The sequence below is a fragment of the Nonomuraea sp. NPDC049129 genome, from assembly GCF_040648495.1.
Taxonomy (GTDB): domain Bacteria; phylum Actinomycetota; class Actinomycetes; order Streptosporangiales; family Streptosporangiaceae; genus Nonomuraea.
Genome location: NZ_JBEZDU010000019.1, coordinates 16,744 through 39,295, shown reverse-complemented (window position 1 = coordinate 39,295; position 22,552 = coordinate 16,744). Strand labels below are relative to the sequence as shown.

Here is a 22,552-nt window from a genome sequence, read left to right as displayed (position 1 = left end):
CCGGCCGGGGCGTCTTAGGAGGCCAGGTCGCGGCGGAGGAACTCGGCGGTGTGGGAGCCGGTCGCCGCCAGCAGATCGCGCGGCGTGCCCTCGAAGAGCACCTGACCCCCCTGCCCGCCACCCTCGGGCCCGAGGTCGATGACCCAGTCGGCGTTCTTGACCACGTCCAGGTTGTGCTCGATGACGACGACCGAGTTCCCGGCGTCGACGAGCCGGTCCATGATGTCGAGCAGCCGCTTCACGTCCGACATGTGCAGCCCGGTGGTCGGTTCGTCCAGGACGTACACGGTGCCGCTCTTGTGCAGCTCAGTGGCCAGCTTGATGCGCTGGCACTCGCCGCCCGACAGCGTGCTGAGCGGCTGGCCGAGCGTGAGGTAGTCGAGCCCGACGTCGTTGACCGCCCGCAGCACCCGCCTGAGCTTCGGCTGCGGGAAGAACGCGTACGCCTCGGCCGCCGTCATCTCCAGTACGTCGCTGATCGACTTCCCATCCAGCTTGTGCTCCAGCACCTCGGGCCGGAAGCGCCGCCCCTGGCAGTCCTCGCAGGTCGACTTCAGCCCGTCCATGAACGCCAGGTCGGTGTAGATGACGCCGAGCCCCTGGCAGGCGGAGCAGGCGCCCTTGGAGTTGGGGCTGAACAGCGAGGCGCTCACCGACCCGGCCCGCGCGAACAGCCGCCGGATCTCGTCCAGCATCCCGGTGTACGTGGCGGGGTTGGAGCGGCGCGAGACGCTGACGGCCGACTGGTCGATGACCACCGCCTCGGGGTGCCGGCTCAGGAACACGTCGTTGACCAGCGTGCTCTTGCCGGATCCCGCGACGCCCGTCACGACGGTCAGCACGCCGGCGGGGATGTCGACGGTGACGTCCTTCAGGTTGTGCGTGTTCGCGCCGGCGATCGTCATCGCGCCCGTGGGGCGCCGGTAGTCGGTCTTCAGGGGTAGTCGCCGCTTCATGTACCGGCCGGTCAGGGTGCCGGCCTCGGGCAGCGCCGCCGCGGTGCCCTCGTACACCACCTGCCCGCCGTGCGTCCCGGCCCCGGGGCCGATGTCCACGACGTGGTCGGCGATCCCGATCACCTCGGGGTCGTGCTCGACGACGATGACCGTGTTGCCCTTGTCACGTAGCTTGCGTAGCAGCGTGTTGAGCCGTTCGACGTCGCGCGCGTGCAGCCCGACGCTCGGCTCGTCGAAGACGTACATCATGTCCGTGAGGCTGCTGCTGAGGTGCCGCACCATCTTGACGCGCTGTGACTCGCCGCCCGAGAGCGTGGCGGTCTCGCGGTCGAGGCTGAGGTAGCCGAGGCCGATCGTGACGAGGTCGCGCACCCGGTCGATCAGGCTCGCCACCACGGGGGCGCCCACCGGGTCGGTGAATCCGGCCAGCACCTCCACGAGCTCGGTGGCCTCCATCGCGGCGAGCCGGGCGATGTTGAAGCCGTCGATCTCGCAGCCGAGCACGTCCTGGTTGAGCCGGGCGCCCGCGCACAGCGGGCAGGTGGCCGTCGTGACGTACTCCTGGAAGAGCCGGCGGTTGGCCTCGGACATCTCGGCGACGTCCTTCTTGATGTACAGGCGGGTGAACCGCGCCACCAGGCCCTCGTAGCTGGAGTTGATCGTGCCGCCCTGCCACTCCAGCGGCACCTTGGTCTGGGCGCCATGCAGCAGCGTCGCCCATTCCCGCTCGTCGTAGTCGGCCAGCCTCTTGTCGTTGTCGAACAGGCCGGAGTTGGCGTAGATCTTCCAGTACCAGGTGCCGACGGCGAAGTGCGGGTGCAGGAGGGCACCTTCGTTCAGCGACCGGGACCTGTCCAGGAAGACGTCGAGGTGGAGCGCGACGGTCCTGCCCAGACCCTCGCATTCAGGGCACATGCCCTGAGGATCGTTGAACGAGAACGCGTTGGAGTAGCCGACGAACGGCTTGCCGACCCGCGAGAACAGCAGTCTCAGCAGCGAGTAGATGTCACTGATCGTGCCGACGGTCGAGCGTGAGCCGCCCCCGAGCCGCTTCTGGTCGACCACGATCGCGGCGGACAGGTTCTCGATCACGTCGACGTCCGGCTGCCCGTACTTCGGCAGCCTGTTGCGGGCAAAGGCGGTGAAGGTCTCGTTGAGCTGACGCTGCGCCTCGGCGGCGAGGGTGTCGAACACGATGGACGACTTCCCGGACCCGGATACGCCGGTGAAGACGGTGATCTGCCCCTTCGGGATGCTCAGGGAGATGTCGCGGAGATTGTTCTCGCGCGCGCCGATGATCTGGATACGGGACGTCTGCAACGCCACTCCTCGCCCTCGATAAACTCCGTACGTCGTACATCGTACTATGTACGGAGTTATGTTGAGTGAGAAGATGGATGACGTGCCGCCCACGATCGCCCGGACCAGCGCCGGAGACCCCGCCCGCACCATCGAGCTGCTCTGGCGGCGGCCGGGAACGCGGCCGGCGCAGCGCGGGCCACGTCAGGGCCACACGGTCGACGAGGTCGTCGCGGCCGCGATCACCGTCGCCGACGAGGAGGGCCTCGACGCGACGACGATGCGCCGGGTCGCCCAGGCGCTCGGGATCGGCACGATGTCGCTCTACACGTACGTGCCGGGCAAGGCCGAGCTGCTCGACCTCATGCTCGACACGGTCCTCGGCCAGATGCCCCGCCCCGACCTGTCGGAGCTGCCGTGGCGGGCGCGGCTGGAGGCGGTGGCGCGGGCCAACCGCACGGTGTACGAGGGACACCCGTGGATGCTCGCCGTGTCCACCACACGGCCGCCGCTCGGCCCGGGGGTCTTGGCCAAGTACGAGCACGAGCTGCGGGCCTTCGAAGGGCTCGGCCTGGGCGACGTGGAGATGGACGCCGCCCTGACCTACCTGCTCGGCTTCGTGCACTCCTCCGCCCGCTCGGCCGCCGACCAGCGGGCCGCCCAGAACGAGGCGATGACGGATGAGCAGTGGTGGGCCGTCAGCTCTCCGCTGCTCGCCCGCGTCTACGACGAGGCCGCCTACCCGACGGCCAGCCGGGTCGGCGCGGCCGCCGGAGCCGCCAACAACGCCGCTTACAGCGCTGACCACGCCTACGAGTTCGGTCTTGAGCGCGTCCTGGACGGCCTCCAGGTCCTCATCGAACGACGCTAGCGGCGTCCATCCGGCTGTCCGTTCACCGCGCTAGACGACCGCATCGACCAGCAGCGCGATTCCGAAGATCGCGAACACGGCGGCGGCACCATACCTGATCGCCTTCTCCGGCAGGTGCTTGCCCAGCAGGCGCCCCACCACGATCGCGAGGGCGTCGGCGGCGACCATGCCCACCGTGGAGCCGATCCAGGTGCCCAGCCAGCCGTGCTGCGTCGCCAGCGTGATGGTGGCCAACATGGTCTTGTCACCAAGCTCGCTCAGGAAGAACGCCACCGTCACCGCGACCACGGCGTTCCTGGTGGTGCGCCGGGCCTTACTCGACTCCTCGTCCGTCAGCTCGTCACCGCGCAGCGTCCACAGGGCGAAACCCAGGAAGGCGAGGCCGGCCACGACCGAGATGGCGGTCGTGGGCAACGCGTCGCCGATCAGCCCGCCCACCGCGACGCTGACCAAGTGCACGGCGGTCGTCGCGATCGTGATGCCGGCCAGCACCGGCCAAGGCTTGAAACGGGTGGCGAACGTCATCGCCATGAGCTGGCTCTTGTCGCCCATCTCGGCCACGAAAATGACCGCGAGGCTGATCCAGAACGCTTCCAACTGTCCTCTTCCGCGCGACCGAGCCGGAAGCAGGCACCCAGGGAGTTTTCGGGCACGACTTCGGCCCGGTAGCGTCTTGATCCATAGCTACCAGGCCGAAGGTCTCGTCCGCCCGTACAGGCCCGCGTGACCGGGCGCGCAAGCGCGCCAGCATGTCGATCACGCGATTGGGACTACTCCCCTTCGGTAATTCCGAATAACCATAACAGCGGCCCTCAGGGACCTATTCCAGCGAGCAGCCGACCAGCACCGGCTCGTTGACGAGCGTGACGCCGAACTTCTCCAGCACCCCGTCACGCACCTCCCCGGCCAGCAGCAGCAGGTCAGCCGTGGTGCCCGTGCCGTTGGGGTTGGTCAGGGCCAGCGTGTGCTTGGTGGAGATGCGGACCGGGCCGCGTTCGTAGCCCTTGGGGTAGCCCGCCTGCTCGATCAGCCAGGCGGCAGGCACCTTGACCAAGCCGTCCGGCATGTCCCAGCGCGGATGACCGGGGGCCCGCGCCGCCAGCTCCTCGGCCTCGGCGGCCGACAGGACCGGGTTGGTGAAGAACGACCCGGCGCTGCGGGTGTCGGGATCGGCCGGATCGAGCACCATGCCCTTGCCGCGCCGCAGCTCCAGCACGGCTCGACGAGCCTGGTCGAGCGGCACGCGGGCGCCCGGCTCGACGCCGAGCCGGGTGGCCAGCTCCTGGTAGGCCACGGGACCCGACAACTCCGAGACGTCGAGCGCGTACGTCACGCCGAGCACCACATGCCGCGCCAGATCCCGCTTGAACGCGCTGTCACGGTAGGAGAAGCCGCACTGCCGCGCCTCCAGGTCGACCACTTGCCGCGTCCTGCGGTCGTAGACGCGTACGCACCTGATGGTCTGGGCCACTTCCTGGCCGTAGGCGCCGACGTTCTGGATCGGGGTCGAGCCCACGAGCCCCGGAATGCCGGACATGCACTCGATGCCGGACCAGCCCTCGGCCACCGCGCGGGTGACCAGTCCGTCCCAGTCCTCCCCCGCCTCGACCGTGACCAGCACTTCGTCGCCGTCACGGGAGACGGACACGCCCTGGGTGACGACCCGGATGACCAGCCCGTCGAACCCCTCGTCGGCGACCACCAGGTTGCTCCCGCCGCCGAGCACCAGGGTGGGCTGGGCCTGCCGGTCGGCCTCGGCCACGAGGGAGACGAGGTGCTCCGCCGTACTGGCCTCGACGAATTCGCGGGCGGGGCCGCCCAGCCCGAGGGTGGTGTACGGCGCGAGGTTCTCCATGGGGCACAAGCTTATGAGGCCCTCGGCATGCCCAGCACCTTGTCCTGGTTCACCCGTGCCGGCGTAGGTGGCGTACGGGAAGGCGGTCGGAGGGCACGACCAGCTCGCCCTTGAGGGCCATGGAGAGCTCCAGGTCGGCGTTCTCCCCGTCGCGGGCGTCCTCGGGCAGCGCGCTGATCGCGGCCGACCTGCGTACCGCCATCAGGTCGCCGCGCAACGCGCGCACGCGCCCCGGTCCCGCCTCGCGCCACCCCGCGCCGATCAGCTGCCGCTCCAGGCCGCCCTGCGCTGCCTCCGTATCGTCCGGCGGTGTCACGGCGCCCTCCGGCGGTCGCTCCAGGCCGTGCCACCCCGCCGCCACCGCGCCGTCCGCGACCGCCGCGACGAGCGGCGTGAGCGCGTCGCCCGTCAGTACGACCGAGGTCTCCATCAGTACGTGCACCTCGGACGTGTCGAGGCGCAGCAGCTTGGCCCGGCAGGCGCCCCACGTGGCCGAGCCACCCCGCCAGTGCGGGGTCTCGGCCACCCGCCACTCGGTGATCCGGTCCGGATGGCGCAACGCCAGCTTGTGCAGCACCTCGCCGGCGCCGTCCACGTCGCCCAGGTCGAGGGCCACGACATGGGCGTCGGTGTGCTCGAGCACCGACTCTATGGACGCCCGTACGTCCTCCGGCCGGCCGTCGACGATGAGGCTCACGGACGCCGTGACGTCGGCGGTCGCCACCCGCTGCCGCTCGGCGGCGACGCCCGCCGCGTCGAGCCGGTTGGCGGCCAGGGTTCCGTCCCAGACACGCTGGGCGTGCAGCATGTCGTCCCCCGGATCGCCCCGCTGCTCAGGGTCACCGGAGAAGCCCAGCTCGTCGGCGGGATTGGCGCGAGCGCCTCTTGGCCTGGCCCCCGCGGTGCCGACACCCGTCGCCGCGCCCGCGCCGCCGGTCGTGTCGCGGCCCGTACCGACGGCGCCCGCCACGTCCTCGGTCCTGACGGGACCCAGGTGGCCGGGCGGCTTGTCGGTCACCGCGGAGACCGGGATCGATTCGACCGTGGGCCAGATCCTGCCTTGGTGCGGTGCTGTATCCATAGGCTCCCGCGTACCCGAGAGCCGCCCCGCCTATCATCCGACTGATCCCGCCGGGCTCATCTATGGGGCTCGTCGTTGGGGCTCGCCGCGCTACGCGAGTTGAACCACCGCGCGGGCCTTGGACAGCACCCGGGTGTCGCCCGCCCGGGCCGTCAGCGCGACGACCACCCGCTTGTCCGGCAGCTTCTCCTCCACGACGCCGCTGACGGTGATCGTCGCGCCCTCGTCGTCATCGGGCACGACCACCATCGAGGAGAACCGCACCCCGAAGTCGACCACCGCGCCGGGATCGCCGACCCAGTCGGTGACGAACCGGCCGCCCTGCGCCATCGTGTACATGCCGTGCGCGATGACGTCGGGCAGCCCGACCGCCTTGGCGAACCGCTCGTTCCAGTGGATCTGGTTGAAGTCGCCCGACGCCCCCGCGTACATCACCAGGTTGAGCCTGCGGACGTCGTAGCCGGTGGCCGGGATCTCGTACCCGACCTCGATCTCGTCGTACTTCACCGTGGCAGTCATCTCAGGCCGCCCCTCCGCGCTCGACGATCGTGTTGTACGTGGTGCAGACCGGCTCACCGGAGACCGTGGTGATGTCGCTTCTCACCGTCAGCAACTCGTTGCGCCCGGCGCTGCGGATGTCGGTGATCGTGGAGCTGGTGACGAGCTCGTCGCCGGCGTAGATGGGGCGAACGTACTCAAAACGCTGCTCGCCATGGACCACCATGGCCAGGTTCAGGCCGAGGTCGGGATCGGCCAGCGCCTCACCGCCGCTCTGCAGGCTGAACACGATGGGGAAGGTCGGCGGCGCGACCACATCGGGATGCCCGGCGGCCTGGGCGGCGTCCCGGTCTCGGTAGATCGGATTGCCGTCACCGATCGCGGCGGCAAACTCCCTGATCTTCACCCGGCTGACCTCGTACGAGGACTTGGACGCGTACGTCCGGCCCACGAAGTCGCGGTTCAAGGCCATCTGTGCTCCCTCGCATGTCCGTTACGCAGACGCTAACAGAACAAGGTTCGGCTGTCGCCGGGATGACCACGACTTTGCCGCAGGGACAGCCGGTGAATTCCACCGCTATGACGGCTGGCGGATTGCCCACCGGAACGACCAGCGGACACTGCCGCCATGACACCCGACGGCTTCCGCCACCGGGACGGCCAGAAGACACGACAAACCGGCGCCCTGGTGCAGGACGCCGGTTGTGCGTTGGTTAAGGCCAGGAGAATGCCCCCGGCGAGACCGCGCTCGGAAAAGAGCTAGCGGGTCTCGCGGTGCGCGCGGTGGCAGCGGCAGTTGGGGCAGTACTTCTTCAGCTCAAGCCGATCCGGGTCGTTGCGCCGGTTCTTCCGCGTGATGTAGTTGCGGTGCTTGCACTCCTGGCAGGCCAGCGTGATCTTCGGCCTAACGTCGGTGGCAGCCACGTGGGAGTGCCTTTCTACGTTTGGGACTGGGACATGCCCAAGCCCAGGTCGGCGACCTGGGGAGGGGCAGTAGCGGAGGCCGGACTTGAACCGGCGACACAACGATTATGAGCCGTTTGCTCTGCCTGACTGAGCTACTCCGCCTTTGAGCCGGACGAACGACCCCGGCCCGTAGAGGATACCTGACCTGGGGAGCACATACGTAATCGACCAGCTCGCCCGGGCTGGCCGACCATTAAGCCTAGCAGCCGGGGTACGGCGGGCAAAATCCACGCACAACAAGAAACGCCCGACTCCGCGATTTCACGGGTCGGGCGAATTGCCTTGTCAGTGTGCGAGCCCCCAAACGGAATCGAACCGTTGACCTTCTCCTTACCATGGAGACGCTCTGCCGACTGAGCTATAGGGGCCTGTCCGGCGCTGCGGACAGGTGTAACCATACACGGCCCTCAGCGATGACGCGAACTCGTCGGCCCCGCTAGCCGACCGCCTCGTATCCCCGCTGGAACGGCAGCTCCACGACCTCGCAGAGATCGGCCAGATCGACGTGCCGGGCCACCTCCGCGACCGACACGCAGTCGGCGACGGGAACCCCGTCCCTGCGCACGCGGAGCACCTGTCGCCCGTCACGCTCGGCGAGAACGACCTCGTAGCCGTCTAACCCAACCCATCGCCTGTCCATAGCGGCACACAGTAGCTCCTGGGTCTCTCAATTTCCGATAGGCGACATGCGTTACACGCCATACCGAGTTGCTCCTGCGGTCCTTGCGTCGACGCATCTAGGTTGCGATGAGTGCCGATTCGATGCCGGGCACGCGCTCGTGCAGCCAGTCCCCGCCGCACTCGTACTCCCACACGAGTGCCAGCAGCATGTAGAGCAGTCGGTGGCTGGCCATGTGCGATGGCGCGTCGAGTGGAATGCCCGCGGGGAAGTAGGCGTCGAGCATCGCGCGTTGCAAGCCGGGCTCGCGGAAGTCCATCCTGGCCAGATCCAACCATGGGCTGGCGGCACCGCAGTCCGCCCAGTCGATGATCCCCGCAATCCGGGACCCGACCGATAGGACATGCCGCGGGTGGAGATCACCGTGCACGTACACGCAGGGCTGATCCCACCGAGTACCGTCCACGAGGAGATCCCGACATCGGGAAAAGAGCGTCGGGGTCAAGATCCCGGCATTGGCGACAAGGCCGAGTCGATCCGCCAGCCCCGCGACCTGATCAGCCCAGGTTCCCTCACCTGCGCATGGTGGCGAGCCGGACGCCTCCTTGAAAAAGCCCGCTCCCTTCACAGGAAGAGAGTGCACGGCACGCAGCAACCGTCCCACCTCGGACGCCGCCTTGAGCGACGCGGCCCCTGGCTCGCCAGAGACGAGTCGCGTCACCAGGTACGGAATCTCCGCGTCGGCCGCGCCGGCGATGACCTCGGGGACCGGAACGCCCCTCTCCGACATGGATCGCAAGGCCCATAACTCCACCTCGACTTCACGCGCGGCGGCGGCCTTGAAGACAGCGCGTGCCCCGGACTCCAGGGTCACTGCGGCGACCGTGTTGGCCGCGAATCCAGACAGCGGCTCATACCCTGTCACGCGTTGGGACAGCAAGCGCTGGATCACCTCACCATCGATGCGCCTGGCATCGCTCACGACTACCGGCCTCCTCTCACTCCCGTGGACCGTACACACTGAGGTCAGTAGCGGTAGAAGCCCGCGAGGTCCTTGATCCGTCGGATGTCGTCGACGCGTACCGAGGCTCCAGTTTCGGGGGCGTTCATCATCTTGCCGTGGCCCAGGTAGACGCCGACGTGGTGGGTCTTAACGGTGTTTTTGGTGATTTTTCCGAAGAAGACGAGGTCGCCTGGTTCGGCCGAGCCGACTCGGCGCAGTCTGCGTACGTGGGCGTCGGTGGTGCCGGGGCCGAGTACGTCGGCGCCGAAGGCTCGGGCGTACACCCACCTGGTGAAACCCGAGCAGTCGAGCCCCCGGGTCTTGGCCGCCGGGCAGGGGCGCGTCTTTCCCCGGTAGCCCAGGCAGGTGCCCTTCGACGGTCCGGGATCCGTCGCGTGGCCGCCTCCCCAGGAGTAGACGACGCCCCGCTGCTGGATCTCGTACGCGATTCTGACGATCGCCGAAGGAGCGGGGTGCCGCAGGAGCGGCACCGACGCGGTGGCGGTCAGCAGGATGAGGGCGATCGCCACCCAACGCCATCCCGATGCCGCCGCTAACCCTCGCAACCTAGGCATCGGGATTTATTCTGCTTTATCGGGCGGCCCGGCGAGCAGACCAGGTCTATCGGGCCGTGAGGGTGAGTTTCACCGAGCCGACCGTGACACGTACGCCGACCTTGCCCTTGCCCTTGGGCCTCGCGTTCGTGGTGAAGGTCAGCGTCGTCTTCTGGCCGCGCCCGAGCTCGGCGACGTCGCAGCGCACCGCCGTGCCGCTGAAGTCGCAGCCCGGCGCCCGCACCACCCGCTGGCCGCCGAACGCGCGCCCCGACACCTTGACGTGCGTGACGGTGACCGGTCCCGTGTTGGACACGGTGACCGTGTACGTCTTCCTGTTCCTGGCCAGGCCGGAGACCGTCACCTCGGCGGGCGGGTTGGCCAGCTCGGCCAGCTCGTCCTCGGAGCCGTTGAAGGAGTTCTGGCCGCCGGCCAGCGTGCCCTTCTCGGCGGACTGCCAGAACGTGTGCCGCTCCCAGCCCTTGGGCAGCTCACCGGGATCGCCGCCCCATCGGGCCAGCCACAGCGGGTGGGCGCCGAACTTGCCGGAGTCGCCGGTGCACGTCTGCCACCAGGCCCGGGTCGTGTAGATGATCGCCTGGCGGCCGGTCTGCTCCCGGTATTTCGCGGTGAACGACTTGATCCAGCCGACCATGTCCTTGTGCGACAGGCCGTAGCAGCCGTCCTTGCCGTTCTTGTCCTTGTACGGGTTCTCCTCCAGGTCGAGCACTCCGGGCAACGTTCGCCCGTCGATCTTCCAGTCCCCGCCGTTCTGCAGGAAGAAGTCGGCCTGGGCGGCACCGTCGGACTCGTGCGGCTGCGCGAAGTGGTACGCCCCGCGCAGCAATCCGGCCTCCGCCGCGCCGTCGTACTGCGCGTCGAAGGAGGGATTGCGGTAGTCGGTCCCCTCGGTCGCGTGGACGAACGCGAACTTGCCACCGCCGGACGCGACGGTCGACCAGTCGACCTCGCCGGTCCAGTTGCTGACGTCCACCCCGACGACCCCGTCGGCGGCCCACGCGGTGCCGGTCATCCCGGCCGTGGCGACCGCCGCCAATAACAACAGACGTTTCACGCGGGAGATCATCGCCGAGCGCCGAGCAGCCTCGCAAGAAATTTCTTATATCGGTATAAAACCGCATTTCAGCGGCCGAAAATTGGTCATCCACAGGGTGTGTACGAGATGACGTTTTCGCAGGTCAGTGCCGTTTATGAACGTCACTTTCACGTTTGCCAAACCGGCTTTATCTGGCTCAAGCTGATTCCGATCCTCAATCGAGCCCCCGACCTGGGGTTTCTTCGCCATGCCCGGAGGAGAACGACCATGATCCACGCCCGGGGACTGACCCGAGTGTTCAAGTTGAAGAAAGAGGCCGTCGAGGCCGTACGCGGCATCGATCTCGATGTGGAGGCCGGCCAGCTGGTCGCCTTCCTCGGCCCGAACGGCGCCGGCAAGTCGACCACCCTCCGCATGCTGACCACCCTGCTACCGCCCACCTCCGGCACCGCCACCGTGGCGGGCCGGGACATCGCCCGCGACCCCTCCGGCGTACGCGCCCGCATCGGGTACGTCGGCCAGAAGAACAGCGCCGGCGAGAACTTCCGCGTCCGCGACGAACTCGTCACCCAAGGCCGCTGCTACGGCCTGGCACCGGCGGAGGCGGGCAGGCGCGCCGACGAGCTGCTCGACCTGCTCGAACTGCGGCCGCTGGCCCAGCGCAAGCCCGGCACGCTGTCGGGCGGCCAGCGCCGCCGCCTCGACATCGCGCTCGGCCTCGTCCACCGTCCGGGACTGCTCTTCCTCGACGAGCCGTCCACCGGCCTCGACCCCAAGAGCCGTGCCGAGGTCTGGTCGCACATCCTGCGGCTGCGTGCGGAGTACGGCACGACGCTCTTCCTGACCACCCACTACCTCGAAGAGGCCGACAGCATGGCCGAACGCGTGGTGATCATCGACAACGGCGAGATCATCGCGGACGGCACGGCAGAAGGACTCAAGAACGACCTGGCCGGCGACCGCATCACGATCACCACCGCGACGGAGCAGGAAGCGGCCACGGCTGCCGGGATGACCAGTGAGGCGGCCGCCGAGGTCGAGGGCACGACCGTGCGGCTGCGCGTCGCCAACGCGGCCACGGCCCTGCCCGAATATCTGCGCACCCTGGAGGCGAACGGCGTCAAGGTCGCCACCGCCGAGACCGCCCGCCCGACCCTCGATGACGTGTTCCTCACTCTTACCGGGAGAAGTCTCACCGATGACGACATTCCTGCGTGACACCACGACGGTCTTCACCCGCGAAATCACCCCCGCGCTGCGCGAGCCCGTCGGGCTGCTGTTCTCGATGGGGCAGCCGCTGCTGTTCCTGTTCCTGTTCGGCTCGCTGCTCGATGGGGCGATGGGCTCGTCGTGGCAGTGGTTCGTGCCGGGCATTCTCGTCATGATGTGCCTGATGGCGCCCATGTCGTCGGGCTATCTGATGCTGGTCGAGTTGCTGGGCGGCTCGATGGAGCGGCTGATGGTCACCCCGTTGAGCCGTACGGCGATGCTGGTCGGCAGGACGATGAAGGAGATGGCGGTCCTGTTCTGCCAGGCCGTGCTGATCATCCTGCTGGCGCTTCCGCTGGGTTTCCGGCTGTATCCGGCGGGTGTGCTGGGCGGGCTCGCGATGTTGATCGTGCTCGGTGTCGGGCTGGGGGCGCTCTCGTTCGTCCTCGCGATCAAGTCGGCGCCCAGCGGGAACCTGTTCTACGTGGTCACCCAGGTGGTGCTCTTCCCGGTCTTGTTGCTGTCGGGGGTGCTGCTCCCTGTGGAGACCGGGCCCGCGTGGCTGCGGGTCATCGGACAGATCAACCCGATCTCGTACATCGTCGAGGCCGAACGCGCCCTCTTCGCGGGCGACCTCACCAACCTGTCCATCCTGTACGGCACCGCGGCCACCTGCCTCATCGCCGCGATCGGCCTCTGGCTGGGCAACCGGGCGATGCGCCGGGGCGTGTGACGGGGCACGTGACGTTCAGGGGCTGATCGCCAAGAACAGGAACGCGGCGAACAGCACCAAATGCACGCCGCTCTGCAGCAGCGTCGCCCGCCCCGGCACCACGGTGAGCGTCGTGACGACGAAGGTCAGCCCCAGCAGCACCAGATGCGTGGCACCGAGGCCGAGCACGAGCGGCCCCGTCAGCCAGATCGAGGCCACCGCGATGACCGGGATCGTCAGCCCGATGCTGGCCATCGCCGAGCCCAGGGCCAGGTTGAGGCTGATCTGGATCTGGTCGCGCTTGGCCGCGCGGACGGCGGCGATGGTCTCCGGCAGCAGCACCAGCAGCGCGATCACCACGCCGACCACCGCCTGAGGCAGCCCGGCCGACGACACCGCCAGCTCGATCACCGGCGACTCGACCTTGGCCAGGCCGACGACCGTCACCAGGGCCACCAGCAGCAGCCCGAGGCTGATCATGGTGGCCCGCGCCGAGGGCCGCGGCGCGTGCTCCTCAGCGTCGGCAGTCGCGTCCTCAGCCGTGGCGGGCGCGGCCTCAGCCGTGGCGGGCGCGGCCTCAGCCGTGGCGGGCGCGGCCTCAGCGGTGGTGACCGGCAGGAAGTAGTCGCGGTGCCGTACGGTCTGCGTCAGCACGAACAGCCCGTACAACAGGAGCGACACCACCGCCGCGAACCCGAGTTGCGCGGCGGAGAAGGCGGGCCCCTTGGCGCTCGTCGTGAACGTCGGCAGCGCGAGGCTGAGCGTGCTCAGCGTCGCGACCGTCGCCAGCGCGCCGCCCGTGCCCTCGGCGTTGAAGACCGCCACCTTTCGCCGGAGCGTTCCGCGGAGCAGTGACAGACCGACGATGCCGTTACAGGTGATCATGACCGCGGCGAACACCGTGTCCCGGGCCAGTGACGCCGAATGCTCGCCACCTGAGATCATCAGGCTGACGATCAGCGCCACCTCGATCACCGTCACGGCCACGGCCAGCACCAGCGATCCGAACGGCTCGCCCACCCGGTGCGCGATGACCTCGGCGTGGTGCACGGCGGCCAGGACGGCGCCGGCGAGCAGTACGGCCACGATGATCACCAGGACGGGCGGGAGTTCGCGACCCCATGACAGGACCAGAGCGAGGAGCGCGAGTAGGGGGACGGCGACCATCCACTGTCTCGTTATGTAACGAAGCATATACAGGGTGTTGCCCAATCTTCCGGAGTTACCACCGATCATGCCTTGTCATCCGTTTTGAGGTGAAATAGACCATGGATCACGTGATCGCGACGGAGACCGTGCCATGGATCCCGGTGGCGCACCGGCTGGAGGTCGTCCTGTCCTCGCGGCTGCCGCCGACCGGCCAGATCACCACGGCCTTCGCCGTCGTACGGGACGACAGCGACAGGATGCTGCTGACCTGCGTCGACCGGGCGGGACGCGGCTGGGACATCCCCGGCGGCCACCTCGAACCCGGCGAGTCCCCCGTGGACGCCGCCGTCCGCGAGCTGGCCGAGGAGACCGGGCTGGTGCTGGCGCCCGAGGAGCTGTCCGTTTTCGCGTGGTTGCGGATCGAACTGACGGGGCCGGTGCCCGATGGGTACCGCTATGAGGCGCTGACGAATCTGGTGATGTTCCAGGCGCGGCTCGACTCGCCGGGACCCGCCGTACGGCCCGCTCCGGGGTCGGAGAGTACGCGGGCCGCCTGGCTCGCGGCCGAGGAGGTGGAACGATTGTGCGCCGGGCAGAGCTGGCTGATCGCGTACCGGACGCTCTAGCCGTTGCACACGCTTCGTTTAACGGAATAATCTCGTCCCATGCCCAGGGGAACCTCAGAAGTCAGCGAGCCGATGTACTTCGTGCTCACCGCGCTGCGCGGCGGACCGCTGCACGGACACGCGATCAGCAAGTCGATCAAGGAGCTGTCCGGCGGCCGGGTCCAGCCCTCTGTCGGCACCCTGTACGGCATCCTTGAGCGGCTCAACGAGCGAGGCGTGATCGCCGTGGACCGCGAGGAGACGGTCAACGGCCGCAACAGGCGCTACTTCAGGATCACCGACGAGGGCCAGGCACTGGTGGAAGCCGAGGCGAGACGCATGCAGGAGGCCGCGTCCCTCGTCCTGCGGCCGACCATGTTCGCCTCCCTCGTCCGTCTCCTGACCGCATGACCACGCTCGAACGGCGCTACCGCAGGCTGCTGCTGGCCTACCCGAGGCGATACCGCGCGGCGCACGGCGACGAATTACTCGACGTTCTACTCGAATCCGCCGCTCCAGGACAGTCCACCCCGGTGCTCAGGGAGGCGTGGGGACTGCTCCGAGGCGGCGTGCGCACCCGCATCACCCATCAGGCGACGGGCACCGCATGGGCGGACGGCCTGCATCTCGGGGTGACGGCGGTGTCGGCGGTGAACCTGGCCGCGCTGCTGCCGTTCGCGGGCTCGCTGCCGCTGTGGACGCTACTGTCGGTGCTCGCACTGCTGGCGGTCATGCGCGGATGGACGCGGACGGCGTTCCTGCTCACTCTCGCCACCGGCGTCAAGGCGGTCTCGATCGCCGGCGGCTGGCAGCCCCTGGACCTCACCCTCCTGCCGGTCTACCCGTCAGCGCTCGCCGACCGTCCCCTGTTCGAGACCAGCAGCCCGCAGGCGGTGGCCATGGGCTACGCGGTCGTACTGTCCGGACTGGCGGTGCTGGCCTGGCGGCGGCACCGGCCACGAGTCCGGTCGTGGTGGTGGTTCGCAGCGGCGCTGGCGGCCGCGTGGGCGGGCCCGTCGTGGCTGCCGGAGGGCACGCTGTTCCCGATCAGTCTGAGCAAGATGGCCGTCGAGGTGGTGGCGCTGGGGCTGGCCGTGGCGGGCGCGTACCTGGCCCGCGACCCGCGCTGGGCCCTGGCCTCGGGCATCTACCTGGTGGTCACGTCGGGCGACCTGGGTCTGCACGGCGACCAGCTGACCAGGCAGCACCTCGCCTACTGGGGCGTACTGGTCGTACTGACCCTGGCGACGGCGTTCGCGCCCTACCGACAGCGGCGGCACGCCCTGGATTGACCATGCTCTGTTAAACGGAGTATGGTCCTCTGCCATGCCCAAGAGATCCCCTCTTGCTCCTGTCATGGCAATGGCCGCGCTGGTCGCACTCGGCGGCTGCGGGGGCACCGCCGAGAACGCGCCAGAGCCGTCCCACCAGCCCCAGCTGGTCGAGCTGGCCGTATGAAGTCCCCTAGGCGGCTGCTCGCCTTCGTCATCGCGGGTGTCGTGGCCATCGCCGCCGCCGGCTGGGTCGTCAGCACCCGCCTGCGATCCCCCGCCGACGAGGCCGCCCGCCGCGCCGCGCCGAAGGCGTCGCTCGTCACCGCCGCCGTCGAGCGCCGCAAGCTGGTCAGCACGGTCGTGGTCAGCGGCACGCTCGAATACGGCTCCCCCCTGCCCATCACCCTCGCGGGAGTGGTCGGTGGCACCTCGGAGCTGCAGCGGGTCACCCGGGCGCCGCGCCAGGGCAGGCTGAAAGAGGGAGCGGCGTTCATGGAGGTGAACGGCCGCCCGGTGTTCGCGCTGCGCGGCACTGTGCCGATGCACCGCACGATCGGCCCGGGCACCGAGGGCAAGGACGTCAAGCAGTTGCAGAAGGCGCTGCGCAGGCTCGGGTACGGCGGGCCCACCTCGGGGGTGTTCGACAAGGCCACGATCGCCGCCGTCACCAGGATGTACAAGAAGAAGGGGTACGAGGCCCAGCAGCCCACACTGACCGACCGGCAGACCCACGACCAGTTGCGCAAGGCCGTACAGACGGCGCAGGAGACCCTGGCGACCGAGAAGAACACGCTCGACCAGGGGCGTGACGTACTCCCGCTGAAGGTCAAGCTGACCAACGCCAAGGCGGACCTGAAGTCGGCGCGCGCCGCGCTGAAGGAGGCCGAGCGGCAGCGGCTCACTTCGGAGGACGACGCCAAGCTGGCGACGGCCGACGCGACCGTACGCGCGGCCGAGGAGAAACTGCTCGAAGCCGAGCAGGCGCTCGCCGCAGCCAGGAATCAGCCGACCGCCGCCCCGACCGCCACATCTACCGCCCTGCCCACCGCCACCGCCGCGCCTCAGCCGACCCAGGACACGAGCCTGCTGGAGCTGAAGGTACGCAACGCCAGGGCCGATCTGGACCAGGCGCAGGAGGCGTACGGCCGGATCAAGGAGGAGTCGCGGCAGGCCCGCGAGAAGCTGCTGGAAGAGCTGCGCAAGGCCGAGCGCACGGCGAAGGACGGGCTGGTCACGGCCGAGCAGGCGCTGCGCCAGGCCCGGCGGCTCTCCCCCACCAAGCTCAAGGTGGCCAACGCGGCCAAGGACGTGAGCGCGGCCAGGTCGCTGCTGGCGGAGTTCGAACGGACCTACGGCACGGCGATTCCGCCGGGCGAGATCGTGTTCCTGCCGAAGCTGCCCGCGCGGGTGCAGAAGGCCGCGGTGAAGGCGGGCGAGGTCGTCGAGAAGGAGGTCGCCACGGTGACCAGCTCGACGTTCATGGTGACGGGGTCGGTCGAGAGCGCGGAATCCGACCTGCTGCGTACGGGCATGAGCGCGGTCATCGAGCTCGACTCGGGCAAGACGTACCCGGCGGCGCTCACCGCGGTCGGCGAGAAGGCCACGGTGCCCGTCCAGGAGAAGGGCCCCGAGGGCACCCAGCCGGTCCTGCTCACGCCGAGCTCGGCGAAGGGGCTCAAGGGCCAGTCGGGCGCCACGGTCACGGCCAGGGTGACCGTGGGGGCGACCAAGGAGCCGGTGCTGGTGGTCCCGGTGGCCGCGGTCGTCACGGGGGCCGACGGCAAGGCGCGTGTGCAGGTGGAGTACGCCACGGACAAGACCAAGGAGGTCGAGATCCGCACCGGCCTGACCGCCGACGGGAACGTCGAGGTCACCGGCGCGCTCAACGCCGGCGACCGAGTGGTGGTCAGCGGTGCCTGAGCCGGTCATCGAGTTGACCGCCGTGTGCAGGGAATACCCCGCGCAGCCGCCCGTCCGCGCGCTCGACGACGTCTCGCTCCGGGTGGCGCGCGGCGACTACCTGGCGATCGTCGGCCCGTCGGGCTCGGGCAAGTCCACGCTGCTCAACGTCCTGGGCCTGCTGGACCGGCCCAGCTCGGGCAGCTACCGCCTGGACGGCACCGAGACCACCACCCTGCGCGACGGCGAACGGACCAAGCTGCGCGGCGACCGCATCGGCTTCGTCTTCCAGTCCTTCCACCTGCTCGCCCACCGCACCGTCGTGGAGAACGTGATGCTCGCGGAGATCTACGGCGGCCACCCGCGCAAGGGCAGGCGAGAGCGGGCGCTGGCCGCGCTGGAGCGGGTCGGGCTCGGCCACCGCGTGGGCTTCCTGCCCGACCGGCTGTCCGGCGGCGAACGCCAGCGCGCGGCCATGGCCAGGGCCCTCATGGGCGAGCCGTCCCTGCTGCTGTGCGACGAGCCCACCGGCAACCTCGACAGCCGCAACACCGAGGCGGTGCTCGACCTGTTCGACGAGCTGCGCGAGCAGGGGCTGACGATCGTGGTCATCACGCACGAGCGGGAGGTCAGCACGCGCGCCGGTCGCCGGGTGCGGATCACCGACGGCGTGCTGGTGGAAGAGGCGTGATGCACGTACGGGATCTCCTCGGCGAGGCCGTCGCGGGCATGCTCGCCAGGCCGGTGCGCTCCGCGCTCACCACGCTCGGCACCGTGCTGGGCATCACCACGCTGGTCATCACGCTCGGCGTGGCCGCCACCGCGGGCAACCAGATCGTCGGACGCTTCGACGAGCTGGTCGCCACGGCCATCACGGTGGAAGTACCGGAGAGCGCGAACGTACCGCTGGTCGCCTGGGACTCGCTCGATCGGGTGACCAGGCTGCGCGGGGTGGTCTCCGCCGCGGCGGTGGCCGAGACCAAGGACAGCTCGAACCTGTCCGTCCGCTCCAACGACCTCGTCGACCCGGCCAGGGTGACCACGCAGACCCTGACCGTACTGGCCGCCACGACCGGCCTGCCCGAGACCGCCAGGGGTCGGGTCGTGCAGGGCAGGTTCTACGACGCCGGCCACGTCAAGCGGGCGGACCGGGTGGCCGTGCTCGGCGACCAGGCGGCCAAGATGCTCGGCGTCACCAGTCTCGACCGGGCTCCGGCGATCTTCATCGGCAAGCACGCGTACACGGTCATCGGCATCCTCGGCGACCTGCGCCGCGAACGGAACCTGAGCGCCGCCGTCATCGTGCCGCCCACGGTGGGCAAGCAGTTCGGGCTGCGTGACGTGACCAGGGTGCTGGTCAACACCAGCCTCGGCGCCGCCGACCTGATCGCCGGGCAGGCGCCGAACGCGCTCTCCCCCGGCAACGGCGACCAACTGCAGGTCGTCGCCCCGCCCAGCCCCACCAGGGCGCGCGACCAGGCGCAGGACGACGTCAACGCGCTGTTCCTGATCCTCGGCCTGGTCTCGCTCGTGGTGGGCGCGGTCGGCATCGCCAACGTCACGCTGGTCACCGTGATGGAACGCGTCGCCGAGATCGGCCTGCGCCGCTCGCTGGGCGCGGCCCGCCGCCACATCGCCGCCCAGTTCCTGCTGGAGTCAACGCTGATCGGGCTCGCGGGCGGGGTGATCGGCGCGAGCATCGGCGTGGTCGCCGTCGTCGCCGTCTCGGCCGCCAAGCAGTGGACGCCGCTCCTGGACGTACGGCTGGCGATCGGGGCGCCCATCGCCGGAGCCGTGGTCGGGCTGCTGGCCGGTCTGTACCCGGCACTGCGGGCGGCCAGAATGGAGCCGGTGGACGCGCTCAGGTAGCTTGTCGATCATGAATCCGACACCTGAGGACGGCATCACACTCACCGTGTGCCCTCCCCTTACCGACCACGACCTCAACGACCTCTTCACGGCCTCATGGCCCGGCCACGACCCGATCTCGTTCGCCCCCATCCTCGGCCACAGCCTCTGCTGGGTCGCCGCCCACCGCGCGGACCGCCTGGTCGGCTTCGTGAACGTCGCCACGGACGGCGGCATCCACGCCTTCGTCCTGGACACCACCGTGCATCCCGCCGAACGCCGGGCGGGCCTCGGTGTCCGCCTGGTCCGCGCGGCCGCCGACGAGGCCAAGGCGCGCGGCGCCGAGTGGCTGCACGTGGACTACGAACCGCATCTTGAGGGGTTCTACGCCCAGTGCGGCTTCCGCCCTACGGCGGCGGGGTTGATGCAGCTCTGAGGATCGCGGTTCTGAGGATCGCGGCGCGACGAAGCGGCGGCGCGGAGGAGCGGCGGCGCGAAGGATTGCGGGAGGGTCTTTCGCGGGGTCTACTTCGTCCATGGCACTCCCCGAACTCGTCCCCTCCGGGCAGCCGGTGGACGTCCAGAAGACCAGTTTCTCACTCGATGTTCTCGGCCGCTTCTTCTGCAGCACCTGGCAGGAGGCGACGGGCAGCGGCGGGCCGCCGTTCTCGGCGGTGGTGGTCGGCGGCGGGATGTACGGGGCGTACTGCGCGACCAAGATCTACCGGCGGCACCCGGGCAAGCGGGTGCTGCTGCTGGACGCCGGCCCCTACCTGGTGCCCGAGCACGTGCAGAACCTCGGCCGTATCGGGCTCAACGTCCCCGCGCCCATCGCGCCCGGCGCCGATCCGCGCGTGCCCCGGGAGCTGGTGTGGGGGCTGCCGTGGCGGGGCAACGTCGACTTTCCCGGGCTCGCGTACTGCACCGGCGGCAAGTCCCTCTACTGGGGCGGCTGGTGCCCCCGGCTCACGGCGGATGATCTCCGGCACTGGCCGGCGTCGACGGCCGCGTACCTGGAGAGCACCTACCTGGAGGTGGAGAGCGAGATCGGCGTCGTGCCCGCGACCGATTTCATCGCGGGTGACCTCTATACGACGCTGTTCGAGGCGTTCGCGTCCGCCGCCGCGGTGACACCGGGGTTCGAGACCGGCCTCGGCGATCGCGGCGCCGAGGTCGCGCCGCTCGCGGTGCAGGGAGACTCGCCGGTGTCGGGCCTGTTCAGCTTCGACAAGTACAGCAGCGTGCCGATGCTCATGGACGCGGTCCGCGAGGATGTGACCGCCTCCGGGGGACGCGACGCGGACCGGCGGCTCTTCGTGGTGCCCCTGGCGCACGTCCTCCGGGCGCACGCGGCCGACGGGGTGGTGACCGCGATCGACGTCGACGCCGCCGGGCGGCCGGAGTCCCTACCGATCTCCCCCGACTGTGCCGTGATCCTCGCCGCGAGCGCGGTGGAGACCACCCGGCTCGCCCTGGGCTCGTTCCCCACCCCGCTCATGGGCCGCAACCTGATGGCGCACGTACGCAGCGACTTCACCGTCAGGATCCGCCGAACGGCGCTGCCGCCGCTGCCCGAACACGTGCAGACCGGCGCGCTGCTGCTGCGCGGGCTGGTGCCCGCCGGCCGGTTCCACATCCAGATCACCGCGTCGACGAGCCAGGGCGGATCCGACGAACTCCTGTTCCGCATGCTCCCGGACATGGACCTGCTCGAACGGCAGCTGGCCAACACCGATCCCGACTGGATCACCGTCACCCTGCGCTGCGTCGGCGAGATGCACGGGGACCGGACGACCGAGATACCGGACCCGGACAAGAGCTGGATCAATCTCAGCCCGCACGAGGTCGACGAGTACGGCATAGCGCGCGCGTACCTGCACCTCACGCTCGATCCGCGGGATGAGCAGGTCTGGCAGGCGATGGACAACGCGGCGGTCGCCATCGCCCAGGTGGTCTCCGGCTCGCCGGACCAGATCCAGTATCTGTACGACAACGCATGGCACGCGCAGCCGTTCCCCCTGGACAGGCCGTTCCCCGAATGGCATCGAGGACTCGGGACGACCTACCACGAATCCGGCACGCTGTGGATGGGCGACGACCCGGCCACCTCGGTGACCGATCCGGTGGGCCGCTTCCATCACGTACGGAACGCCTATGCCTGCGACCAGTCGTTGTTCCCGACGGTCGGATCGGTCAACCCGGTCCTCACGGGACTGACCCTCGCCAGGCAACTGGCCGACCGGATCTGACCGTCTCTGAACGGAACGCCGCCTCCCTTGCGGGAGACGGCGACCGTGCGAGTCCTATCGAACCCAGAGGGGGTAGTAGCCGGGGCTACCTGTGCAGTCGTACTGACTGAAGCCCTCCCGGACGTACTGCTGGCCCATGTCGATGCACTTGGACTTGGTGGTGAAGACGCCGATGTACACCCAGCCAGCCGCCTGAGCGGGGGTGCTGAGCACGCTGACGCTCATGACAGCGATGGCTGTCGTGAGGAGTGCGGCACGGATACGCGACATGTGTCTCCTTCATACCGGGGGAGCGATACGCGAAGATCATGTCAGGGCATGGTCCGAAACGCGATCTCGGTCAGTGTCGATATCGTTGTGCCCTGCATCGCCCTGACGGCACGTAGAGAGCTGAGGTAGGACAAGTGGCGGCACCTGGCTTCGGTGATTTCGCGAACATTAATGTCGACGCGTTCCTGCGGGATTCACAGAAGCGGGTGGCCCGTTTCACGGAAGCGCAGGAGAGGGCCACGGACGCGGTCGGCCGGGCCACCACCGCCGACGAGCACATCGCGGTCGAGTGCACCATTTCCGGGGTGAGCAGACTCGACATCGACCCGCGGGCCAAGCGCATGAGCGTGGAAGAGATGTCCGCGGCGATACTCAAAGCGATTCACGAGGCCGACGCGGACCTCAAGCGTCAGCTGTCGGAGATCCTGACGGATTCGTTCGACGGCGACGCCCTGAACCTGGCCGGCGACCCAGAAGCCGCCAGAGCGCAGGTCGAAGAGGCGCAGAGAGCCTTCGACCGAATGGTGAGCGACACGATGGGCGAGCTGGACCGCATGCGCAAGGAGTTCGGCTACTGA

General features: G+C 69.2%; 26 protein-coding genes and 2 tRNA genes. 13 read left to right on the top strand and 15 right to left on the bottom strand.

The annotated features are described in order from the left end of the window. Positions 1 to 14 precede the first annotated feature (14 nt). Entirely contained in the window at positions 15 to 2,282 is a 2,268-nt protein-coding gene (locus AB0B64_RS42595) for an excinuclease ABC subunit UvrA (protein ID WP_358185385.1), read from the bottom strand. A 67-nt stretch (positions 2,283 to 2,349) separates the two neighbouring features. Here AB0B64_RS42595 and AB0B64_RS42590 point away from each other — a divergent pair, with 67 nt between their 5' ends. Beyond that, positions 2,350 to 3,126, top strand: coding sequence for a TetR/AcrR family transcriptional regulator (locus AB0B64_RS42590; protein ID WP_358185382.1), 777 nt, complete (start codon positions 2,350 to 2,352; stop codon positions 3,124 to 3,126). Between the two features lie 30 nt (positions 3,127 to 3,156). Here the strand turns inward: AB0B64_RS42590 and AB0B64_RS42585 are convergent, their stop codons facing one another. The 12 genes from AB0B64_RS42585 to AB0B64_RS42530 all read right to left on the bottom strand — a co-directional run bounded on the left by AB0B64_RS42585 (position 3,157) and on the right by AB0B64_RS42530 (position 10,777). Then, on the bottom strand, positions 3,157 to 3,723 hold the full coding sequence (locus AB0B64_RS42585; RefSeq protein WP_357959194.1) for a TMEM165/GDT1 family protein: 567 nt from the start codon (positions 3,721 to 3,723) through the stop codon (positions 3,157 to 3,159). 223 nt (positions 3,724 to 3,946) lie between these two features. Next, positions 3,947 to 4,981 carry a UDP-N-acetylmuramate dehydrogenase gene (locus AB0B64_RS42580; protein WP_357959197.1) on the bottom strand — a complete coding sequence of 345 codons (1,035 nt, stop codon included), beginning with the start codon at positions 4,979 to 4,981 and terminating at the stop codon, positions 3,947 to 3,949. A 49-nt stretch (positions 4,982 to 5,030) separates the two neighbouring features. Further along, complete coding sequence (locus AB0B64_RS42575; protein ID WP_358185379.1) at positions 5,031 to 6,062, bottom strand: hypothetical protein; 1,032 nt, start codon at positions 6,060 to 6,062, stop codon at positions 5,031 to 5,033. 90 nt (positions 6,063 to 6,152) lie between these two features. Further along, positions 6,153 to 6,581: a MaoC family dehydratase gene (locus AB0B64_RS42570; protein WP_357959203.1), complete on the bottom strand. Its 429-nt coding sequence runs from the start codon at positions 6,579 to 6,581 to the stop codon at positions 6,153 to 6,155. A gap of 1 nt (position 6,582) precedes the next feature. Further along, positions 6,583 to 7,032, bottom strand: coding sequence for a MaoC family dehydratase N-terminal domain-containing protein (locus AB0B64_RS42565; protein ID WP_357959206.1), 450 nt, complete (start codon positions 7,030 to 7,032; stop codon positions 6,583 to 6,585). Between the two features lie 287 nt (positions 7,033 to 7,319). Beyond that, positions 7,320 to 7,484, bottom strand: coding sequence for a 50S ribosomal protein L33 (rpmG, locus tag AB0B64_RS42560; RefSeq protein WP_019632658.1), 165 nt, complete (start codon positions 7,482 to 7,484; stop codon positions 7,320 to 7,322). Positions 7,485 to 7,554: 70 nt separating this feature from the next. Continuing rightward, a tRNA-Met gene (locus tag AB0B64_RS42555) sits at positions 7,555 to 7,628 on the bottom strand. Positions 7,629 to 7,821: 193 nt separating this feature from the next. Further along, positions 7,822 to 7,894 (bottom strand) — tRNA-Thr (locus AB0B64_RS42550). Between the two features lie 68 nt (positions 7,895 to 7,962). Next, positions 7,963 to 8,166 (bottom strand): transposase, encoded by a 204-nt coding sequence (locus tag AB0B64_RS42545; protein ID WP_357959209.1) that lies wholly within the window; start codon positions 8,164 to 8,166, stop codon positions 7,963 to 7,965. 97 nt (positions 8,167 to 8,263) lie between these two features. Next, positions 8,264 to 9,127: a phosphotransferase gene (locus AB0B64_RS42540; protein WP_358185375.1), complete on the bottom strand. Its 864-nt coding sequence runs from the start codon at positions 9,125 to 9,127 to the stop codon at positions 8,264 to 8,266. 44 nt (positions 9,128 to 9,171) lie between these two features. Beyond that, entirely contained in the window at positions 9,172 to 9,678 is a 507-nt protein-coding gene (locus tag AB0B64_RS42535) for an NlpC/P60 family protein (RefSeq protein WP_357959215.1), read from the bottom strand. Positions 9,679 to 9,769: 91 nt separating this feature from the next. After that, positions 9,770 to 10,777, bottom strand: coding sequence for a GH25 family lysozyme (locus tag AB0B64_RS42530; RefSeq protein WP_358185371.1), 1,008 nt, complete (start codon positions 10,775 to 10,777; stop codon positions 9,770 to 9,772). Positions 10,778 to 11,026: 249 nt separating this feature from the next. Between AB0B64_RS42530 and AB0B64_RS42525 the strand changes: the two genes are divergently transcribed. Further along, positions 11,027 to 11,977, top strand: a complete 951-nt coding sequence (locus AB0B64_RS42525; RefSeq protein ID WP_358185368.1) for an ATP-binding cassette domain-containing protein — start codon at positions 11,027 to 11,029, stop codon at positions 11,975 to 11,977. Next, a complete protein-coding gene (locus AB0B64_RS42520) occupies positions 11,958 to 12,701 on the top strand; it encodes an ABC transporter permease (RefSeq protein ID WP_357959222.1) in 744 nt (247 codons plus the stop codon). Before AB0B64_RS42525 ends, AB0B64_RS42520 begins: the two co-directional genes overlap by 20 nt. A 15-nt stretch (positions 12,702 to 12,716) precedes the next feature. Here the strand turns inward: AB0B64_RS42520 and AB0B64_RS42515 are convergent, their stop codons facing one another. After that, entirely contained in the window at positions 12,717 to 13,847 is a 1,131-nt protein-coding gene (locus AB0B64_RS42515) for a hypothetical protein (protein ID WP_358185364.1), read from the bottom strand. A gap of 101 nt (positions 13,848 to 13,948) precedes the next feature. Here AB0B64_RS42515 and AB0B64_RS42510 point away from each other — a divergent pair, with 101 nt between their 5' ends. From AB0B64_RS42510 to AB0B64_RS42470, 9 genes are all read left to right on the top strand, one after another. Next, the gene (locus AB0B64_RS42510; protein WP_358185360.1) at positions 13,949 to 14,455 is read left to right on the top strand and encodes an NUDIX hydrolase; all 507 of its coding nucleotides are present in this window, start codon (positions 13,949 to 13,951) and stop codon (positions 14,453 to 14,455) included. A 39-nt stretch (positions 14,456 to 14,494) separates the two neighbouring features. After that, positions 14,495 to 14,845, top strand: a complete 351-nt coding sequence (locus AB0B64_RS42505) for a PadR family transcriptional regulator (RefSeq protein ID WP_357959228.1) — start codon at positions 14,495 to 14,497, stop codon at positions 14,843 to 14,845. Beyond that, on the top strand, positions 14,842 to 15,726 hold the full coding sequence (locus tag AB0B64_RS42500) for a hypothetical protein (RefSeq protein ID WP_357959230.1): 885 nt from the start codon (positions 14,842 to 14,844) through the stop codon (positions 15,724 to 15,726). The genes AB0B64_RS42505 and AB0B64_RS42500 overlap by 4 nt, the downstream gene beginning before the upstream one ends. A gap of 34 nt (positions 15,727 to 15,760) precedes the next feature. Further along, positions 15,761 to 15,892, top strand: a complete 132-nt coding sequence (locus tag AB0B64_RS42495) for a hypothetical protein (protein WP_357959232.1) — start codon at positions 15,761 to 15,763, stop codon at positions 15,890 to 15,892. After that, positions 15,889 to 17,628, top strand: coding sequence for a peptidoglycan-binding protein (locus tag AB0B64_RS42490; protein ID WP_358185356.1), 1,740 nt, complete (start codon positions 15,889 to 15,891; stop codon positions 17,626 to 17,628). The genes AB0B64_RS42495 and AB0B64_RS42490 overlap by 4 nt, the downstream gene beginning before the upstream one ends. Then, positions 17,621 to 18,298, top strand: coding sequence for an ABC transporter ATP-binding protein (locus tag AB0B64_RS42485; protein WP_358185353.1), 678 nt, complete (start codon positions 17,621 to 17,623; stop codon positions 18,296 to 18,298). The genes AB0B64_RS42490 and AB0B64_RS42485 overlap by 8 nt, the downstream gene beginning before the upstream one ends. Continuing rightward, the gene (locus AB0B64_RS42480) at positions 18,298 to 19,476 is read left to right on the top strand and encodes an ABC transporter permease (protein WP_358185349.1); all 1,179 of its coding nucleotides are present in this window, start codon (positions 18,298 to 18,300) and stop codon (positions 19,474 to 19,476) included. The genes AB0B64_RS42485 and AB0B64_RS42480 overlap by 1 nt, the downstream gene beginning before the upstream one ends. Before the next feature lie 10 nt (positions 19,477 to 19,486). Further along, a complete protein-coding gene (locus AB0B64_RS42475; RefSeq protein ID WP_357959242.1) occupies positions 19,487 to 19,891 on the top strand; it encodes a GNAT family N-acetyltransferase in 405 nt (134 codons plus the stop codon). A gap of 100 nt (positions 19,892 to 19,991) precedes the next feature. Then, on the top strand, positions 19,992 to 21,704 hold the full coding sequence (locus AB0B64_RS42470; protein ID WP_357959245.1) for a GMC oxidoreductase: 1,713 nt from the start codon (positions 19,992 to 19,994) through the stop codon (positions 21,702 to 21,704). A 54-nt stretch (positions 21,705 to 21,758) separates the two neighbouring features. Here the strand turns inward: AB0B64_RS42470 and AB0B64_RS42465 are convergent, their stop codons facing one another. Continuing rightward, positions 21,759 to 21,974, bottom strand: coding sequence for a hypothetical protein (locus AB0B64_RS42465; RefSeq protein WP_357959248.1), 216 nt, complete (start codon positions 21,972 to 21,974; stop codon positions 21,759 to 21,761). A 134-nt stretch (positions 21,975 to 22,108) separates the two neighbouring features. Here AB0B64_RS42465 and AB0B64_RS42460 point away from each other — a divergent pair, with 134 nt between their 5' ends. Continuing rightward, on the top strand, positions 22,109 to 22,552 hold the full coding sequence (locus AB0B64_RS42460; protein ID WP_357959250.1) for a hypothetical protein: 444 nt from the start codon (positions 22,109 to 22,111) through the stop codon (positions 22,550 to 22,552).

What these genes read in the sequence shown, in the direction of transcription:
- AB0B64_RS42470 (WP_357959245.1), top strand. Translation starts at nt 19,992, where the DNA reads ATGGCACTCCCCGAACTCGTCCCCTCCGGGCAGCCGGTGGACGTCCAG.
- AB0B64_RS42505 (WP_357959228.1), top strand. Translation starts at nt 14,495, where the DNA reads ATGCCCAGGGGAACCTCAGAAGTCAGCGAGCCGATGTACTTCGTGCTC.
- AB0B64_RS42515 (WP_358185364.1), bottom strand. Translation starts at nt 13,847, where the DNA reads ATGGTCGCCGTCCCCCTACTCGCGCTCCTCGCTCTGGTCCTGTCATGG.
- AB0B64_RS42510 (WP_358185360.1), top strand. Translation starts at nt 13,949, where the DNA reads ATGGATCACGTGATCGCGACGGAGACCGTGCCATGGATCCCGGTGGCG.
- AB0B64_RS42480 (WP_358185349.1), top strand. Translation starts at nt 18,298, where the DNA reads ATGCACGTACGGGATCTCCTCGGCGAGGCCGTCGCGGGCATGCTCGCC.
- AB0B64_RS42490 (WP_358185356.1), top strand. Translation starts at nt 15,889, where the DNA reads ATGAAGTCCCCTAGGCGGCTGCTCGCCTTCGTCATCGCGGGTGTCGTG.
- AB0B64_RS42475 (WP_357959242.1), top strand. Translation starts at nt 19,487, where the DNA reads ATGAATCCGACACCTGAGGACGGCATCACACTCACCGTGTGCCCTCCC.
- AB0B64_RS42545 (WP_357959209.1), bottom strand. Translation starts at nt 8,166, where the DNA reads ATGGACAGGCGATGGGTTGGGTTAGACGGCTACGAGGTCGTTCTCGCC.
- AB0B64_RS42570 (WP_357959203.1), bottom strand. Translation starts at nt 6,581, where the DNA reads ATGACTGCCACGGTGAAGTACGACGAGATCGAGGTCGGGTACGAGATC.
- AB0B64_RS42500 (WP_357959230.1), top strand. Translation starts at nt 14,842, where the DNA reads ATGACCACGCTCGAACGGCGCTACCGCAGGCTGCTGCTGGCCTACCCG.
- AB0B64_RS42565 (WP_357959206.1), bottom strand. Translation starts at nt 7,032, where the DNA reads ATGGCCTTGAACCGCGACTTCGTGGGCCGGACGTACGCGTCCAAGTCC.
- AB0B64_RS42525 (WP_358185368.1), top strand. Translation starts at nt 11,027, where the DNA reads ATGATCCACGCCCGGGGACTGACCCGAGTGTTCAAGTTGAAGAAAGAG.
- AB0B64_RS42495 (WP_357959232.1), top strand. Translation starts at nt 15,761, where the DNA reads ATGCCCAAGAGATCCCCTCTTGCTCCTGTCATGGCAATGGCCGCGCTG.
- AB0B64_RS42520 (WP_357959222.1), top strand. Translation starts at nt 11,958, where the DNA reads ATGACGACATTCCTGCGTGACACCACGACGGTCTTCACCCGCGAAATC.
- AB0B64_RS42580 (WP_357959197.1), bottom strand. Translation starts at nt 4,981, where the DNA reads ATGGAGAACCTCGCGCCGTACACCACCCTCGGGCTGGGCGGCCCCGCC.
- AB0B64_RS42590 (WP_358185382.1), top strand. Translation starts at nt 2,350, where the DNA reads ATGGATGACGTGCCGCCCACGATCGCCCGGACCAGCGCCGGAGACCCC.
- AB0B64_RS42465 (WP_357959248.1), bottom strand. Translation starts at nt 21,974, where the DNA reads ATGTCGCGTATCCGTGCCGCACTCCTCACGACAGCCATCGCTGTCATG.
- AB0B64_RS42575 (WP_358185379.1), bottom strand. Translation starts at nt 6,062, where the DNA reads ATGGATACAGCACCGCACCAAGGCAGGATCTGGCCCACGGTCGAATCG.